At 27.2% G+C, this 16,412-nt stretch carries 10 protein-coding genes and 3 pseudogenes; 5 read left to right on the top strand and 8 right to left on the bottom strand.

Annotated elements, in window-relative coordinates; all coding sequences use genetic code 11:
- Positions 1 to 30: 30 nt before the first annotated feature.
- The 5 genes and pseudogenes from SLY_RS02555 to SLY_RS02535 all read left to right on the top strand — a co-directional run bounded on the left by SLY_RS02555 (position 31) and on the right by SLY_RS02535 (position 7,774).
- The gene (locus tag SLY_RS02555; RefSeq protein WP_015638038.1) at positions 31 to 1,527 is read left to right on the top strand and encodes a FlxA-like family protein; all 1,497 of its coding nucleotides are present in this window, start codon (positions 31 to 33) and stop codon (positions 1,525 to 1,527) included.
- Positions 1,528 to 2,406: 879 nt separating this feature from the next.
- Positions 2,407 to 2,684 (top strand): annotated as a pseudogene (locus tag SLY_RS05820) (IS3 family transposase); the annotation flags it as partial.
- Between the two features lie 674 nt (positions 2,685 to 3,358).
- The gene (locus SLY_RS02545; RefSeq protein WP_015638036.1) at positions 3,359 to 5,065 is read left to right on the top strand and encodes a hypothetical protein; all 1,707 of its coding nucleotides are present in this window, start codon (positions 3,359 to 3,361) and stop codon (positions 5,063 to 5,065) included.
- A 719-nt stretch (positions 5,066 to 5,784) separates the two neighbouring features.
- Positions 5,785 to 6,024 (top strand): annotated as a pseudogene (locus SLY_RS02540) (transposase); the annotation flags it as partial.
- Between the two features lie 796 nt (positions 6,025 to 6,820).
- A complete protein-coding gene (locus SLY_RS02535) occupies positions 6,821 to 7,774 on the top strand; it encodes an IS3 family transposase (RefSeq protein ID WP_041784330.1) in 954 nt (317 codons plus the stop codon).
- Between the two features lie 351 nt (positions 7,775 to 8,125).
- On the opposite strand, the pseudogene SLY_RS05260 reads toward SLY_RS02535, so the two are convergent.
- The 8 genes and pseudogenes from SLY_RS05260 to SLY_RS02495 form a co-directional block, all read right to left on the bottom strand.
- Positions 8,126 to 9,208: pseudogene (locus SLY_RS05260) on the bottom strand (hypothetical protein); the annotation flags it as partial.
- A 135-nt stretch (positions 9,209 to 9,343) separates the two neighbouring features.
- A complete protein-coding gene (locus SLY_RS02525) occupies positions 9,344 to 9,976 on the bottom strand; it encodes a hypothetical protein (RefSeq protein ID WP_015637740.1) in 633 nt (210 codons plus the stop codon).
- Between the two features lie 36 nt (positions 9,977 to 10,012).
- Positions 10,013 to 10,471, bottom strand: a complete 459-nt coding sequence (locus SLY_RS02520) for a Panacea domain-containing protein (RefSeq protein ID WP_015637739.1) — start codon at positions 10,469 to 10,471, stop codon at positions 10,013 to 10,015.
- Between the two features lie 35 nt (positions 10,472 to 10,506).
- On the bottom strand, positions 10,507 to 11,064 hold the full coding sequence (locus SLY_RS02515; RefSeq protein ID WP_015637738.1) for an SVM family protein: 558 nt from the start codon (positions 11,062 to 11,064) through the stop codon (positions 10,507 to 10,509).
- Between the two features lie 23 nt (positions 11,065 to 11,087).
- Complete coding sequence (locus SLY_RS02510; protein WP_051085518.1) at positions 11,088 to 11,549, bottom strand: hypothetical protein; 462 nt, start codon at positions 11,547 to 11,549, stop codon at positions 11,088 to 11,090.
- 19 nt (positions 11,550 to 11,568) lie between these two features.
- Entirely contained in the window at positions 11,569 to 11,937 is a 369-nt protein-coding gene (locus SLY_RS02505) for an SVM family protein (protein ID WP_015637737.1), read from the bottom strand.
- A gap of 28 nt (positions 11,938 to 11,965) precedes the next feature.
- The gene (locus SLY_RS02500) at positions 11,966 to 12,826 is read right to left on the bottom strand and encodes a hypothetical protein (protein ID WP_015638032.1); all 861 of its coding nucleotides are present in this window, start codon (positions 12,824 to 12,826) and stop codon (positions 11,966 to 11,968) included.
- 82 nt (positions 12,827 to 12,908) lie between these two features.
- Positions 12,909 to 16,331, bottom strand: coding sequence for a coiled-coil domain-containing protein (locus SLY_RS02495; protein WP_015638031.1), 3,423 nt, complete (start codon positions 16,329 to 16,331; stop codon positions 12,909 to 12,911).
- Positions 16,332 to 16,412: the final 81 nt, after the last annotated feature.

Here is a 16,412-nt window from a genome sequence, read left to right as displayed (position 1 = left end):
AAATCCCCTTTATCTAAAAAATTAATAATTATGTTATTAATTATTATCTTCAATTTTGTCCCTTCCATCAATGCTAATTCTTCTTTTTTTAATAGTCAAAACAAAACCAAAATTAAATTAGCAGATTACGAAACCCTCAAACAAGAATGGTTAGCGACCCAACCCAAAATGAAAAGATATGACATTCCTGTTTTATCCAAAGAAAGTATCCCTGAAATCCTAAAATATTTCAATATTGAAACTTCTACTTATAGTTTGGATGAAAAGCCTACTTATAATCCTTATGCCAAAAATATCTTCTACTGGGAACTCAAAAATCCTCCTGCAGGATTAATCTGTGTTTTTTTCAAAGCCAGAAAAAACCCTTTTAAAATTAAATATCCCCATGATGGCGATGAATACACCTTAGATGACCTTTTAAAATACGAAATCGCTATTGAGGAAGCTTTTGTCTTTTGGGATGCTCAACAAAAAACTCAGGAAGAAAAAGGCAATATGGAATTAATCATCATCAATCTCTTTGGTGACCGAAGTAAAGAAAAAGCGATCAATGATTACTTAATCCAAAATCAAATCATCCAAGAACCCAAACTAATTAAATTAGGTTGTTACAACGCTACTCCAACTACTGGTCTAGTTGTTCCTTTACCTTTGGGAGAATTTAATGGTATTGAAATTGCTGCTATTTACTTTGATGATGGGATTCGTCTGCTCCCCGAAAACCAAAAAACTAGAGTTTTAAAACAGAGGATAAAACAGAGAGAAGGAATGATAAAAGAATACCAAAATAATTTAATTAAAACTAAAAATGAAATAACAAAAGAGTTAGCGCCAAAACAAATTGAATCTTTACAAGAACAAATTAAAGAAATTTACCAAGAAATCATCAACCACCAAACTTACAACATTGAAGATTTATTGAAACTCTCTAATGGCGCCAAAAACATCTATCTTTTTTCTTTTAAAACTAAAAAAAATATTGAAATTATCGAATTACCTGATGCTATTGATCCTTACCAAGCTATTCGTGACTGGAAACGAGAAAACAACCTTTACACTTTTCCTCCTCTAGTTCAAGAAGATGACTATGAAGAACAAAGCAAAAATCGTGAAGCTTATATAGAAATTACTTCTCCTGCTTATAAAAAAATTTCTATTCTTTTCCCGATTAAAATAGTCGAACATACTTTTGAAACTACTGATTGTTGTTATTATTTAGTTTGTAAAAATGATACACTCCAAATCGAACTCGCCAAACAATATCTTGATGCTTATGTACTTTGGATGAAGCGATGTTACATTAAACCTGGCATTTCTTATTCAGCTGGAGAAATAAGAGATAAATTTGGTCGTTCATCAAGAGACATTTATAATGAAGAAGGGGAAGAATGTAGATATCGTTATGATATAAATACTTTCATAGATGATTGGTACGTTAATGGGATTGAATGTTCTGGCTCAAACAATACTTTTTATAATTTTTATGACACCACTCCACCACCCAAAAAACCTCAAGAATTGATGTAAATGATAAAGATTTGTGATATTCAAAATCCGAAATAAAAAACTACTACCTTCACTTCAACCCAAACCAAGATTAAAGGATAAAATAATTGATTATAATTTCTTCTACTGACACTTTTTATAACCCCACCAAATCAAACATGCCTCTTTAACGCGTTATTTTGCCCTTCTCGCTGTGATTAAATTAAAAGTAGGGTTATTACCCTAATTGTCATTTATACCCCCCTTAAATCCAATTTAGCCTCTAAGTGACCTTCAAAAACCCTTGTAATTACGTACTTTTAATTTTTACAATTTTGGAATAAATTAAAACGGATCATTTTTAAACCTAATTTATAACCCTTTCAGCTAGGGGGGGGGATTTTATTTTTTACACTTTTTTTCATTTTTTATTTCTTCCATCCTCTCAAAATTAAAAATTCCGCATTATTGTGTAAAAAAATGCAACCCATGTCATTTTTATGGTGACATTTTGTTTTTTTCGGCCTATATATATAATGGTATGTTTCTAATAAGGTTAAACTCGTGAGTAAAACTAAACACCAATTCAAAAAGCCCTTCAAGGCTATTTTGAATTGGTTTGTGTTTAGTAATGATTAATTCGGGTTTAACCTTATTAGAAACATAATCATTAATATTATTTATTTAAGATTAAATAAATAATATTAATGATACTAAATAAAATTATTATAATATATGTATATGTAATATAAAGAAAGAAATAAAAACTATTCAAAAGTTTTTATTTCTTTCTTTATATATTAACCTTATATATTATAATAATTTTATATATTAATTTAATAAATATATTTTAAAATTGAATTTTAAATACATTTTTGAGTTATAATTGTTTTTGTGATTAAATAAAAAATATTAAGATAATTGGTGTTAATAATGCAAAAATTGCAAAAATTAAAGCAAAAAATAAGATTATTACAAAATATGATTTTCCATATTCAAAATTATTAATAAAAAAATAGTTTTTTCAATTGGTGAAACAATTTTCTCAAGACCTAAATTTAACTACCATTTTAAAAACAATTCGCATTAATCGAAGTACTTATTATTATTGGCTAAAAATTGAAGAAAAGTTAAAATTAAAACAAACAAAATATTTTTTACAACAAAAAAGAATTAAAGTTTTATGTTATAATAAAGAAGAAGTCAAACAAGAAATTAAAATAATAATTTCAACTAACTACTTTTAGAATAAAAAATACCCCCCAAATCAAACATGCCTCTTTAACGCGTTATTTTGCCCCTCTAGCCGCGATTAAATTAAAAGTAGGGTTATTACCCTAATTGTCATTTATACCCCCCTTAAATCCAATTTAGCCTCTAAGTGACCTTCAAAAAACCTTGTAAATACCTACTTTTAATTTTTACAATTTTGGAATAAATTAAAACGGATCATTTTTAAACCTAATTTATAACCCTTTCAGCTAGGGGGGGATTTTATTTTTTACACTTTTTTTCATTTTTTATTTCTTCCATCCTCTCAAAATTAAAAATACCCCACCAAATCAAAACATGCCTCTTTAACGCGTTATTTTGCCCCTCTCGCTGTGATTAAATGACAATTAGGGTTATTACCCTAATTGTAATTTATACCCCCCTTAAATCCAATTTAGCCTTTAAGTGACCTCTCAAAAACCTTGTAAATACCTACTTTTAATTTTTACAATTTTACCTTTAATTTCAACGAAGCATTTTTTTAATCTAATTTAGACCCTTTTTTACTAGGGGTCTTTTTTTATACCCAAATAACAAAAAGGAGGTTATTAAATAATGTTTAAAATAACTAAAATCCCCTTTATCTAAAAAATTAATAATTATGTTATTAATTATTATCTTCAATTTTGTCCCTTCCATCAATGCTAATTCTTCTTTTTTTCATAGTCAAAACAAAACCAAAATTAAATTAGCAGATTACGAAACCCTCAAACAAGAATGGTTAGCGACCCAACCCAAAATGAAAAGATATGACATTCCTGTTTTATCCAAAGAAAGTATCCCTGAAATCCTAAAATATTTCAATATTAAAACTTCTACACCTTATGGTTTGGATGGAAAGCCTACTTATAATTCTTATACCGAAAATTATATGTACTGGTACTTCAAAAATCCTCCTGCAGGATTAATCTGTGCTTTTTTCAAAGTCAGGCAAAACCCTTTTAAGGAGCAATATCCTACAAGTGGCTATAAATACACCTTAGATGACCTTTTAAAATACGAAATCGCTATCGAAGAAACTTTTGTCTTTTGGGATGCTAACAAACAACCACCTCAAACAAATGTCAATATAACTTTCGTCAAGCAAGATATCTATGCAAGCGACAATAAAGAAAAAGCGATAAACGAATACTTAATCAAAAACAAAATCATCCAAGAACCCAAACTAATTAAATTAGGTTGTTACAACGCTACTCCAACTACTGGTCTAGTTGTTCCTTTGCCTTCAATAAATTACACAACCCATGAAAAAGATAATGAAATCAAAAATTGGCTTTTCCAAGCACAAAAATATATTAATCATAAAACTAGTAGTAAAGAAATACAATTCCCTCGTTTATGGAGTGATAAACCCTTCACATATAAAATTGTCCCAAAGATTGATTTTTATGAAACTGGATTCACCGAAAATGGAAATGGTTATCGAGCATATAATGAGATGATTGAAAGAAATACTATACAAGGAGAAAGCATACAAAAGGCCCCAGGTAAATATTATTGCAAACCAACTATTAATATGAACAAAATACCATATGTTACTGATGGAGTAGAATTAGTTTTTAGTGAACCAGTTTCTGTACTAGAACCACCTCAACAACAACAAATAGAGGCTATTTACTTTGATGATGGAATCCGTTTTTTTCCAGAAAGTTCCCAAACTTACACCATTGAAGATTTATTGAAACTCTCCAATGGCGCCAAAAACATCTATCTTTTTTCTTTCAATACTAAAAAAAGAATTAAAAGTATTGAATTACCCGATGCTATTGATCCTTACCAAGCTATTCGCGACTGGAAACGAGAAAACAACCTTTACACTTTTCCTCCTCTAGTTCAAGAAGATGACGATGAAGAACGAAGCGAAAATCGTGATGCTTATATAGAAATTAATTCGGCTGCTTATAAAAAAATTGAAATTATTTTCCCGATTAAAATAGTCAAACATACTTTTGAAACTACTGATTGTTGTTATTATTTAGTTTGTAAAAATGATACACTCCAAATCAAACTCGCCGAACAATATCGTGATGCTTATGGAAATTGGATGGATCAATGTTACATTAAACCTGGCATTTCTTATTCAGCTCAAGAAATAAGAAATAAATTTGGTCGTTCATCAAGAGACATTTATAATCAGGTCGGGGAAAAATGTAGATATCGTTATGTTACAAATACTTTCATAGATGATTGGTACGTTAATGGGATTGAATGTTCTGGCTGGAACATTACTTTTTCTAATTTTTATGACACCACTCCACCACCCAAAAAACCTCAAGAAATGTGTTGTAGTTTTTTTCACAACATTTAGGCATAAACTAAAACGGATCATTTTTAAACCTAACCAAAAAACCTCAAGAATTAAATATTAATTGATAAGAATTAAATATTAATTGATAAGAATTAAATATTAATTGATATTAAGACCTTCTAATGAAGGTCTTTTTTTTTTTTTTGCTCATCTTTGGTAAAATCTAAAAAAGAGTTTTATGTTATAATAAAGAAGAAGTCAAACAAGAAATTAAAATAATAATTTCAAATAACTACTTTTAGAATAAAAAATACCCCCCCTCTAGTTGAGGGGGGGGTTTTATCTCTTCCATCCTCTCAAAATGAAAAATTCCGCATTATTGCGTAAAAAAATGCAACCCATGTCGTTTTACAGGGGAATTTTTCTCTTTTTTGGCCTATATATATAATGGTATCCTTCTAATAAGGTTAAATCCGTGGGCTAAACTAATCACCAATTCAAAAAGCCCTCCAAGGCTATTTTGAATTGGTTTGTGATTAGTAATGATTAATTCGGATTTAACCTTATTAGAAGCATAATCATTAATATTATTTATTTAATCTTAAATAAATAATATTAATGATACTAAATAAATATAAAAACCTTTAGTAGGTTTTTGTATTTATTTAGTATATATAAAATTATTATAATATATATGGTTAATATATAAATATATTTTAAAATTCAGTTTTAATAAGTTATAATTATTGTTGTAATTAAATAAAAAAATATTAAGATAATTGGTGTTAATAATGCAAAAATTGCAAAAATTAAAGCAAAAAATAAAATTATTACAAAATATGATTTTCCACATTCAAACTATTAATAATCAAACTATTAATAAAAAAGTAGTTTTTCAATTGGTTAAACAATTTTCTCAAGACCTCAATTTAACAACTATTTTGAAAACAATTCGTATTAATCGCAGTACTTATTACTATTGGTTAAAAATTGAAGAAAAGTTAAAATTAAAAGAAGAAGTCAAAAAAGAAATTAAAACTTATAATTGAAAATATTATTTTTTTAATTTCAAATAACTACTTTTAGAATAAAAAATACCCCCCAAAATCAAACATGCCTCTTTAACGCGTTATTTTGCCCTTCTCGCTGTGATTAAATTAAAAGTAGGGTAATAACCCTAATTGTAATTTATACCCCCCTTAAATCCAATTTAGCCTCTAAGTGACCTTCAAAAAACCTTGTAAATACCTACTTTTAATTTTTACAATTTTGGAATAAATTAAAACGGATCATTTTTAAACCTAATTTATAACCCCCCCATCAACTAGAGGGGGGGTTTTTATCTCTTCCATTCTCTCAAAATTAAAAATTCCGCATTATTGTGTAAAAAAATTTAATCCATGTCATTTTATAGGTGACTTTTTGTTTTTTTCGGCCTATATATATAATGGTATGTTTCTAATAAGGTTAAACCCGTGAGTAAAACTAAACACCAATTCAAAAAAGCCCTCCAAGGCTGTTTTGAATTGGTTTGTGATTAGTAATGATTAATTCGGGTTTAACCTTATTAGAAACATAATATAATAATTAATAATGTAAAGATAATAATAAAATTATTATAATATATATGGTTAATATATAAAGAAAGAAATAAAAACTTTTGAATAGTTTTTATTTCTTTCTTTATATTACATATACATATATTATCTTCCATTTATATATTTATTAAATTAATATATTTTAAAATTCAGTTTTAATAAGTTATAATTATTTTTGTAATTAAATAAAAAAATATTAAGATAATTGGTGTTAATAATGCAAAAATTGCAAAAATTAAAGCAAAAAATAAGATTATTACAAAATATGATTTTCCATATTCAAATTATTAATAAAAAAATAGTTTTTAAACTTGTTAAACAATTTTCTCAAGACCTAAATTTAACTACCATTTTAAAAACAATTCGCATTAATCGAAGTACTTATTATTATTGGCTAAAAATTGAAGAAAAGTTAAAATCAAAACAAACAAAATATTTTTTACAACAAAAAAGAATTAAAGTTTTATGTTTACACCACCAATATTTTTACGGCCATCGTAAAATTACTGATTTATACCAAAAAACTTTCAACGAACCCATTACTAAGAAAAAAGTTTATCTTATCATGAAAGAAAATAATATTTGTTGTAAGTTAAGGCCTAAAAAAAATAAATATTATTATCATAAAAATTTAAAATCTAACCTCCAAGTTGCACCAAATTTAATCAATCAAGACTTTACCACCTCCCAGCCTATGCAAAAATTATTCACCGACATTACTTATTTCCAAACTCCCCAAGGTTTTATCTATTTTTCTGCCATCATCGATTCTTTTAACAACCAAATCATCGCATCCCATACTTCGAATCGCCAAGATAAAGAATTAATTTTAAATACAATCAAAAAACTACCTCCATTAAAAAAACCTTGTGTTATCCATTCCGACCAAGGATTAGTTTATCAATCCCTAAAAGTACAACAAACCTTAACTAAAAAAAGGTTTTTAATCAGCATGTCCCGCAAAGCAACCCCACGCGATAACGCCGTGATTGAGAACTTTTTTGGCCAGATGAAAAGTATTTTATTCAACCAACATCCATTTTTATTTCAAAAAAAACCAAATAAAATCAAAAAAATTATCAATCGATTCGCTTCTTTTTGGAATCATAAATGGCTTTTAACTAAATTAAATACTTTATCGCCTTTAAAATATTCTCAATCTTTTAGATAAATATTTTAATTAATTGACAAATTCAACTGCAACCTTTTTAAAAGAGGTTATTTCACTGTACATTTTTTTAAGTAAAAAAATAAAAATTCAGCATTATTGTGTAAAAAAATTTAATCCATGTCGTTTTATAGGTGATTTTTTCTTTTTTTCGGCCTATATATATAGTGTAGGGATAAAATATTTAAAAAATATCTTTTGAAACTAGCAAATTATAAAAAAACATTAGACACTTTTTAAGTGTAATGAAATTACTTTGTTAGTTTGAAAAGATATGGAATTATCTACTTAATTTTAAAGTCTTAAAGAGTAATTTATAAATAAAAAGTTGTATTAAAAAAAGGAACACCGCAGTTCTTCATAGTCATCTTCTTGAACTAGAGGAGGAAAAGTGTAAAGGTTGTTTTCTCGTTTCCAGTCACGAATAGCTTGGTAAGGATCAATAGCATCGGGTAATTTAATTTCTTTGATTCTTTTTTCAGTATTGAAAGAAAAAAGATAGATGTTTTTGGCACCATCGGAGAGTTTCAATAAATCTTCAATGGTGTAAGTTTGGTGGTTGATGATTTCTTGGTAAAGTTCTTTAATTTCTTCTTGTAAAGATTCAATTGCTTTTGGCAATGCCTTTTTTATTCTTTCATCTTCAGTTTGATTTAATCCTGTTTGATATTGTTTTATCATTTCTTCTCGCCATTCTATTCCCCTTTTTAAAGATCTAGTTTTTTGGTGTTCGGGGAGCAGACGAACCCCATCATCAAAGTAAATAGCAGCAATTTCAATACCATTAAATTCTCCCAAAGGTAAAGGAACAACTAGACCAGTAGTTGGAGTAGCGTTGTAACAACCTAATTTAATTAGTTTGGGTTCTTTGATGATTTTGTTTTTGATTAAGTATTTGTTTATCGCTTTTTCTTTATTGTCGCTTGCAAAGATATCTAGCTTGACGAAAGTTATATTGACATTTGTTTGAGTCGGTTGTTTGTTAGCGTCCCAAAATACGAAAGCTTCTTCGATAGCGATTTCGTATTTTAAAAGGTCATCTAAGGTGTATTCATCGTCATCTTGAGGATATTTCTCCTTAAAAGGGTTTTGCCTGGCTTTGAAAAAAGCACAGATTAATCCTGCAGGAGGATTTTTGAGTTCCCAGATTAAGAAATTTTTGGCATAAGGATTATAAGTAGGCTTTTTAACCAAACCATAATTATAAGTTCCAATATTGAAAGTAGTTTTAATATTAAAATATTTTAAGATTTCAGGGATATTTTCTTTGGATAAAACAGGAATGTCATATCTTTTCATTTTGGGTTGGGTCGCTAACCATTCTTGTTTGAGGGTTTCGTAATCTGCTAATTTAATTTTGGTTTTGTTTTGACTATTAAAAAAAGAAGAATTAGCATTGATGGGAGGGGCAAAATTGAAGATAATAATTAATAACATAATTATTAATTTTTTAGATAAAGGGAATTTTAGTTATTTTTGACATTTTGAAAACCTCCTTTTTGTTATTTGGGTATAAAAAAAGACCCCTAGTAAAAAAGGGTCTGGGGTTGTTTTTTTATATTACTTCTTTTGTTATTTTAAATTGTTTTTCGGTTGTTTTGCGATCTGTTTTTTTGTTTTTGCATGTGATTTGTCAAAAAACAAATGATAACAAGCGCAATGCAACATCACAGTGTGTCCATAATCATGTTTAAATTCGCCTTTAAAGATATTGGGATAATTATTAAAATTTAAAATAGGTTTTTTAATTAAACTAACATTATCATTAATCCATTTAGTAATTTTTTTTATTGATTCAAAAAAATTTTTTTCTTCGCAATAAATAATCATAGAAACAGTTTTATTAAAAACAGTAGTATGTCTACTAACTTGTTTATACAACATTTCCATTGATTCGTTGCCCTTATATCTTTTACATTCAATAGGATGTTCAATTTCATCATCAAAAAATAAAATTAAATCAGTTTTGCCATGACCATTACTAGATTCTCTAGTAGTGACTTTGCCAAATATTTCTTCTAACCATGTTTTTATAATAGTTGTTACAAAAATTTCTTTATTTTTTATATTTGAATAAGGTTCAATGTAACCTATTTCTTTGCAAAATTTACCAAGTATTTTTTGAATATACATAATAATTTCATTAAAGGTTTTTTTATCCCACTTTGTTCTTTTTTTGGTTTCTTTTAAAAACGAACTCATCATCTCCACTTTCTTTCAATTAATAAAAATTAAAATAAATTATTTTCGATTTTTAAAAAAAACATAAATTTGTTCATTTGAAATAACAGAATTTGAAAATTTTTTGTTAGGATGATAAATATTTTTCCAAGGGTCTTCGTTATGTGTTTGTTCAATTAAATCATTTGGGGTTTTTGTGCCATGTTTTTTAATTACTAAATTTAAAATTTTAATAACTTTATCAGGTAAAGGATTTTTGCTACATTTGGTTTCAAAAAGGTCTTTATCTTCAGCCATACATCTAACAAATTCATAATAAACATGTGCTACCACTGGTCCCAATGGCCAAGCCTGAATTTCTTCTTCGAATAAAGGTTGACGATAATGAATTAAATATTCCGCTTGAGCATAATATAATAATTTTTGCATTTGTGTAATGCCAGTACCATATTTTTGAGGGCAGTTGTCTAAAAGATATTTAGCAACATCAAAAACGTTGATTTGATTATTATTTTTCATCTTTTAAACCTACTTTCTAATTTTTTTTATTTCTTTTATCGTCTTCGATTGTTATTTGGTGGATTTGGATTATTTTGTAATTGTTGAATTATAATATTTATTTGTCTTCGGTTTTGGTCTATTCTTATTTGAATATTTCTTAGCACGTTAATTTGTTCTGTTGAAGCATAAATGGGTATATTATTAATAGCTGTATTCATTTCTTGTATTAATGATAAATGTTCTCTTTCAAGTTGAATTTTTGTTATATTGCGTTCAAAATTTATCATAAATTGATGCTGATTATTGTGTTGTCTTTGTTGATGAGTTATTATTTGTTGGTGTATTTGTTGGCTTTGATTTAACAAAGTATTAATTTCAACTTCTGAATTATGATTTCTAAGAGCATTAATAATTTGTTGAATTGTTCCTTCTTGTATAGATAATAAATTTTGAAAAATCCTATACTCATCTATATTATTATCGATATTTGAATTATTTTGGGATAGATTATTATTCATACCCATAACCTGTTTGTTATCAACAATAAATAATAATCCTAAACAACTAATTAAAAAGAATGGTAAAAGATGTAATTTATTTTTTACTAACATTATATATTACTCCTTATTTTTATTTATACCTCAGCTGAGGGGATGTCGTAAAGGGATTGGAGACGATTTAAGATATCATTTTTATATTGTAATTCAGCATCTTTATATTGTTCTTCTAACATTTTTCTAAATTTTTCAGCACGAGATAACATATTTTGGTATTTTTCTTGGGTTGCTTCTAAATCCTTAATTTGAACTTTTATTTTTCCAATTTCACCAACTATTTCTATTACTTCATCTTGGAGTTTTTCAATTTCAGCTCGTAATCTAATTTTATCATCTGGAGAAGCTAAATTTTTTCCTTCTTTTTTTTGTTTAATTTCTTTTTCTTTTGCGTCTTGTTGTTGTTCTAGTTTTTGTTTTTGTGGTTTTAAAACTTCTATTTTAGGTTGAATAGAATTTAATTGAAATTGGTGTTCATCACATTCTTTTTGTTTTTCGTTGATAACACTTTTTTCTTGATTTAAATAACCTAAAAAACTCAATTTCCAACTATTTTTTAATTTATTGATTTCTTCGGTTGTTATTTGGTTGATTTTGGTTGTTGTTAATATTTCTACGAATATTTTCAGCTTGAAGAGCTATTTCGTTTGTTTGATTAATTAAAATTCTTATTGTTTCTTCTGAATCATTATTTCTAATAGCATTATAAATTTGATTTATTAATCTTGCTTCTTCTAATAATAAATCATGTAAATTTCTACATGCTTCTATAATTGGATTAATATTTCTATTATTTTGATTTATATTACCATTATTATTTATATTACCATTCTCCATCGCCATAACTTGATTATTACTTGTGATAAATAATAATCCTAAACAACTAATTAAAAAGAATGGTAAAAGATGTAATTTATTTTTTGCTAACATTATATATTACTCCTTATTTTTATTTATTTTAATTATTTTTTGTATTAAATTTCTTAGTGTAAAGCGTGATATATCTTTGTTTTGGGTTGAAGTGAAGGTAGTAATTTTTCTTTTCATTTTTGGGATATCTGGAATATTTAGGGTTTATTATATGACATTCCACTTCATCCATGAAAAAGTCTTTATCTTCTTCAATTAACCATTTTGGGCCTTCGTAGTTGATATACATGTAGTGGTCTATAGAGTTTTTAAGCAACTTATTTTGAAATTGTGAATCATCACGGTTAATTCCTGTATTGAAAGTATCAAAATAATCGTTAGTTGAATATTTTGTTTTCCATTTGTCAAAAGGATTTTTCACAAACTGCATTATATCAGTTGGCTCGTATTCACGGTGCTTTCCTCTACCAAGGCCGTTGAGGCCGTAGAAAGTGTATTTAACTTTAATCATTTGGTGACCCAAAACAAGGTGATTAACATCATGACTATAACTTTGACAAGGTCTACCTTTCCAATCATTAGGTGACCCAAATTCTGCATTTGGATCATAACCATCTGCTTTATAATATTTCTTAACTTCGTGGTTATCATCCCTAGAACGGTATCCTTCAAACCATTCAGCTTCAATTTCTACTTTCGGTTCAGAAACAGTATAAGTTTTAGGTTTCGAGTTTTTTATATCATATTTATTGTCTAAAAACGCAAACAAGCCAATCCCACCAATCGCAATAATTGTAATAACATAATACCAAATCATTAACGTTTTTAAATTAACTTTTTTAATTCTATTTTTATTTTCTCGTTTTTGAACAAACCAAATCCATAAAGGAATTAATCCAAAAAAAACTCCTAAAATACCTATAATAACTAATACTTTAAATAACTCCATCCTATAATTAACTTCCTTTTTTATTTTTATAACTTATCATCATTGTATCATAATCCAATCTGGTAATGCAAAAAAAATTGCATTACCAATTAAACCATTTTTTAACTGTGTCCCATTTACTAGCAACAGCCGCAGTAACATCAATTGCAGCAGCAGCAAGTAAACCACCACCGAAAACTGTGTTAATCGCAGCACCTACATTTTTGCCCCAACCATCTTTTTGTTCTTCTAATTCCTTTGATTTATTGGTTAAATTTAACTTATCATTTTTTAACTCAACAATATCTTTTTCCAATCTTATTTTTGTTGCAACGTGCGCGGCTTTTTCTTCTTTTAATTGGGCTTTTAGTTTATTGATTTCGTGTAATAATTCTTTATTATTGCCACCCAAAACACCACTTGCACTTTCAAGTCCTGCAATTGCCCCTTCTAGTTGTTGAATTTTCATTGCTTGTTGCTTGAAAGTTTCTATATTGTTTTCAATTTCGGCAGTTAATTTTATAATTTGTTCTGCTTGTTCTTGAATTGTTTCTTGTAATTGTTTAATTTCTTCGTCTTTTTGTTTAATAATTGTTTGCAATTTAGTTTCGTTGGCTTCTAAGGTGTTAATTTTACCCTTTAATTCTTTTATTTGAGTTTCTTTGTGATTTAATTGTTTAACTAATGCATCATCAGCGTTACCATTTTTAACCAATTCAGCTTGCATCTCTTGCATCTCTTTTTCTAGTTGCTTGTTTTCGGTTTTAGTTGCATCAAGTTCTTTTTGGATTTTAGTTAAATCATTAGTATATTTTTCTTTTAAGTTTTTATTTTCCAATTTTAAAGTATCAATTTCACTTCTAAAACCTTGTTCTTTAATTTCTAGTTGTTGCATTTCGTTTTTTAAAGTTTTAATATGATTTGCTTTATTATTTAATTCTTGTTGCAAACTATCATCTGGTGTTTGATTTTCTAATAATTGATTATATTCTAGTTGAGCGTTTTTTAAATTAGTTTCATAATTTGATAATTCTTGAGATATATTTTTTAATTTTTCTTTTGCTTCATCAAGTTTGAATATTTTTTGTGGTGGTTCGGTCTCTGAGGTTGGTTCGCTAAAAATTAAATTAGCTCCATCAGTATTATATGGTATTTTTGACATATTAATAAAAGGTTCGCAATAATATTTTCCTGGTGATAATTCTACACTTTCTCCTTGTATAGTATTTCTTTTAATCATCTCATTATATGTTCTCATACTTCTTGGAATATGGGGCAATCCAGTATTTTCAAAACCAATCTTTGGAACAATTTTATATGTAAAAGGTTTATCATTCCAAAAACGAGGGAATTGGATTAGTTTACTACTAGTGCCATAACTATATTCTTTTTGTTTTTTTGACTCTTTCCAATTTTTTATTGTTGTTTCATTTTCTAAGTCTTTTATTGTTTGTAATAAGTTATTTTTATTTGCTGTTAAAGTTCCTATTTTTTTGTTAATTTCGTCTAATTTCGCTTGTTTAGTTTTTAATTCTTTTTGTAATTGTTTAGCATTTTCATTGTTTTTTGCAATTTGGTCTTTTAGTTTTTGAGTTTCATTTTCTAGTTCAGCAACTGTTTTTTTGTAATTTGTAATTTGTCTTTGGATTTCTTCCAAAGTTTTTACATGTTGTTCTCTTAGGCTCATAGTTTCTGCTTGGGTTTTAGTTAGTTGCTGTTTTAAATCACTTTCGGTTTGTTGCAATTGCTTAATTTCTTCTTCTTTAAGTGATACTTGTGCTTGATAATTAACTTTTTCTTGGTTGATATCGTTTTTTAGATTATTGATTTCTGAAGTTAATTGTTGTTTTTCTGCATCTGATAAGTTTTTTTGTTCTTCTAGTTCTTTTTCTTTATCTTCCAATTTAGCTTCTTTATTAAATATTTCTTTTTGTAAATTTTGTAAATCTTGTTTATTTGAAGCTAATTGGTTTTCTAGTTGAATTTTTTGACTTTGCATTTGTTCTAATTCTTTGTTTTTGTCTTCGGTAACTTTTGCTTGCTTATCTAAAGTGGTTTGAATATCTTTAATTTTATTGTTTAATTCTTGTTGTTTTTCTTCACTAGAAATTTGGATTTGTTTTAACTTTTTTTCTTGGGTTTGGATAACATCATTTAATTCAGTTTGTTTTTTTGCTTCTTCTTCTAATTTTTGATTTAAGTTATTTAATTCTTCGTTTTTAGATGTTAAATTAGTATTTATGTCCTCAATTTGCTTAGTTAATTGTTGTTTTTCTGCATCTGATAAGTTTTTTTGTTCTTCTAATTGCTTGGTTTTTTGTTCTAAATTTTCCTTATCTTTGTTGATAACATCATATAATTCTTGTCTTAATTCTGCTTGGACTTCTTGCTCTTTTTCTAAATTGTTTAATTCTTCGTTTCTAGAAGCTAAATTAGTATTTATGTCCTCAATTTGCTTAGTTAATTGTTGTTTTTCTGCATCTGATAAGTTTTTTTGTTCTGCTAGTTCTTTTTCTAAATTATCTTTTTGATTTTTTATATTTAACATTTCTAATTGTTGTGCTTGCAAATTAGCTTCAAAATAATTTCTTTCTTGCAACAATTGTGCTTCTCGTTCTTTTTCAACGGTACCCAACTCCTCAAATTGTTTTTGCATGTCTGGATTCAATAAACTTTTATTATATTCTTCTTTATTAATTTCTTTTTGTTTATGAATTGGTTGTTTCAAAGTTGGCTGAGGAGTTAGGGTTTCATCATTTAATTCAGTTGATTTTGTTGTTTTTTTTTTTTTTTGAGTTTCTAAGGTTTCAGAATCTCTGTTATTTTCAGTTAATTTGTCTGGTTCAATTTGTTTGTTTGTATTATCTACTTTGTTTTCTACTTGTTGTGGTGGAGATGTATTTTTTGGTGGTTCTTGGTTGGTTTTTTTGGTAAGTGTAATAGCTGCTACATAAGCGATAGTACTTATTAAAACTGCTACTCCTAAGAATGTGCCAATTCCTGGGATTAAACAACATGTAGCAGCAAGTAAACAACCACCACCAACCCATAAAACTTTTGATGCAATAGCAGAATATTCGGGGTCTATTCCTGCATTTTCTAAAGCTTTTTTGGTTTTGTCATCTAGATTATGACATATATGTTTAATAAATTGCCAACATTTATCAACAACTCCACCAAATTTTGCAGCTAATTCAGGAAAAAACTTAGAAATTACAAGCCATATTCCTCCACCAATTAGTATGAATGGTAATAAAATAAGGGTTATTTTGACAATTGATTTGATTAATTTTACAAACCAATTCTCTTTTTTGGTTTCAACAATTATTTTAGTAGGTTGGATTTGTTTTTTGATTATAGTTTTTGAAGGTTTTTTTATTTTTTTAATTTTGGAAACAACCTTTTTTGGAATTGGAGTTATTTTTTTAGTTTTTTTGGTAGGAAGTTTCGTTTTTATGTGTTTGGTATTTTTTTTAATTGGTTGGATTTGTTTTGATTTTTTAGTTTTGATTGTTTTTTTTACCATCTTATTTTCTCTCTTTCTGATTATTTATTTAAATTTTTTTTCTCTTTTTCTAGTTGTTGTTTGGTTTGTTTAATTGCTTGT

Origin of the sequence: Strawberry lethal yellows phytoplasma (CPA) str. NZSb11 (assembly GCF_000397185.1) — a bacterium.
GTDB classification, from domain to species: Bacteria; Bacillota_I; Bacilli_A; order Acholeplasmatales; family Acholeplasmataceae; genus Phytoplasma; species Phytoplasma australiense.
Note: the sequence above shows the minus strand (reverse complement) of the source record. Positions and strands in the feature narration are given on the sequence as shown.

Bases quoted from the DNA above. Each gene is read 5' to 3' on its own strand.
- SLY_RS02495 (WP_015638031.1), bottom strand. From the start codon at position 16,331: ATGGTAAAAAAAACAATCAAAACTAAAAAATCAAAACAAATCCAACCA.
- SLY_RS02555 (WP_015638038.1), top strand. From the start codon at position 31: ATGTTATTAATTATTATCTTCAATTTTGTCCCTTCCATCAATGCTAAT.
- SLY_RS02545 (WP_015638036.1), top strand. From the start codon at position 3,359: ATGTTATTAATTATTATCTTCAATTTTGTCCCTTCCATCAATGCTAAT.
- SLY_RS02535 (WP_041784330.1), top strand. From the start codon at position 6,821: ATGCAAAAATTGCAAAAATTAAAGCAAAAAATAAGATTATTACAAAAT.
- SLY_RS02515 (WP_015637738.1), bottom strand. From the start codon at position 11,064: ATGTTAGTAAAAAATAAATTACATCTTTTACCATTCTTTTTAATTAGT.
- SLY_RS02525 (WP_015637740.1), bottom strand. From the start codon at position 9,976: ATGATGAGTTCGTTTTTAAAAGAAACCAAAAAAAGAACAAAGTGGGAT.
- SLY_RS02505 (WP_015637737.1), bottom strand. From the start codon at position 11,937: ATGTTAGCAAAAAATAAATTACATCTTTTACCATTCTTTTTAATTAGT.
- SLY_RS02520 (WP_015637739.1), bottom strand. From the start codon at position 10,471: ATGAAAAATAATAATCAAATCAACGTTTTTGATGTTGCTAAATATCTT.
- SLY_RS02500 (WP_015638032.1), bottom strand. From the start codon at position 12,826: ATGGAGTTATTTAAAGTATTAGTTATTATAGGTATTTTAGGAGTTTTT.